Source organism: Bartonella sp. AC130YNZD, assembly GCF_042196865.1.
Lineage (GTDB): Bacteria > Pseudomonadota > Alphaproteobacteria > Rhizobiales > Rhizobiaceae > Bartonella.
In genome coordinates this window covers 1-1,072 of sequence record NZ_JBHIQZ010000117.1, presented here as the reverse complement: position 1 = coordinate 1,072, position 1,072 = coordinate 1, and the positions used below count along the sequence as shown (strand labels likewise).

3 protein-coding genes are annotated in these 1,072 nt (G+C 33.9%); 2 read left to right on the top strand and 1 reads right to left on the bottom strand.

The genetic code is table 11. The annotated features are described in order from the left end of the window. Positions 1–147 (bottom strand): single-stranded DNA-binding protein (locus tag ACFINU_RS09985; protein WP_375619017.1); only part of this gene is annotated, 147 nt, incomplete at its 3' end. A 191-nt stretch (positions 148–338) separates the two neighbouring features. Here ACFINU_RS09985 and ACFINU_RS09980 point away from each other — a divergent pair. After that, on the top strand, positions 339–638 hold the full coding sequence (locus ACFINU_RS09980) for a BrnT family toxin (protein ID WP_006925654.1): 300 nt from the start codon (positions 339–341) through the stop codon (positions 636–638). Further along, positions 616–921: a BrnA antitoxin family protein gene (locus ACFINU_RS09975; RefSeq protein ID WP_375619015.1), complete on the top strand. Its 306-nt coding sequence runs from the start codon at positions 616–618 to the stop codon at positions 919–921. The genes ACFINU_RS09980 and ACFINU_RS09975 overlap by 23 nt, the downstream gene beginning before the upstream one ends. The last annotated feature ends 151 nt before the right edge of the window (positions 922–1,072 follow it).

Below are 1,072 nucleotides of genomic sequence, written 5' to 3'. Positions count from 1 at the left end.
AGTTTTCTCTACTTTTTGATGAGTATTTTTATCCGTATAGCTTTCAGAAGTTGCCATACGAAAATTGACTATTTCTGTTCCAGAATTCATTGTTTTGCTTTCGGGATTAGCACCTAAACGCCCGATTAACATCACTTTATTTAGCATGTTTTTTTACCTTAAACTTGTATTTTAATACATACAAAATCCTAGCATGATTTGCATATTTTTTCAATTATTTCAAAAGGATATTATTTTTTTTAACATATAAAATTATATTTAATATGCAAAAAAACATAAATAGTTCAGTGTTCATTTAAAACTCTTGAAATACATACATAAATGTATTAACATAAGATATGAAAATAAGATTTGAATGGGATGAAACTAAAGCAAAAAGTAATCTTAGAAAGCACCGTGTCAGTTTTGAAATTGCTGCTCGTGTTTTTGCAGACCCGTTCGCCATGGTTAAACAAGACCGTATTGAAAACGGAGAATATCGTTGGCAAACTTTGGGTCTTGTGGATGGTTTTTTATTGCTGCTCGTGGCGCATACTGTCCATGATGATAAAGATGGTATAGAAGTAATCCGTATTATTTCAGCGCGGCGAGCTAACTCGAAAGAAAGGAAACGTTATGAAGAAGAAAGTTCTTTATGAAATTGATGTAGGTAACTTATCACCTTTGACAGATAAACAAAGAGTTGAAATTAAAAAACTGGCTGTAATGCCGGATAGCACAATTGATCATAGTGATATTCCACCACTAGATGATGCATTCTGGAAAAATGCAGTGCGCAATCCATTCTATAAACCAAAGAAAACTGTCACAACAGTGCGTGTGGATTCAGACGTATTAGCATGGCTTAAGAGTCAAGGAAAAGGCTACCAGACGCGGATTAACGCCATTTTACGTGATGCTATGCTTCGTTCAATGCGTTGACCTCTCCTTCCTCTAAAAAGCAAGGAAAGAGAGTTATATTAAAAAACTAAGCAGCTTTAACAGATTTTTCTAAAACCTGTTTTGCTTCTTCAATGAGTGTTTTATACTGTTTGCTTTCTTCTACCAATGTAAAGGCTTTAACAAGATGCAT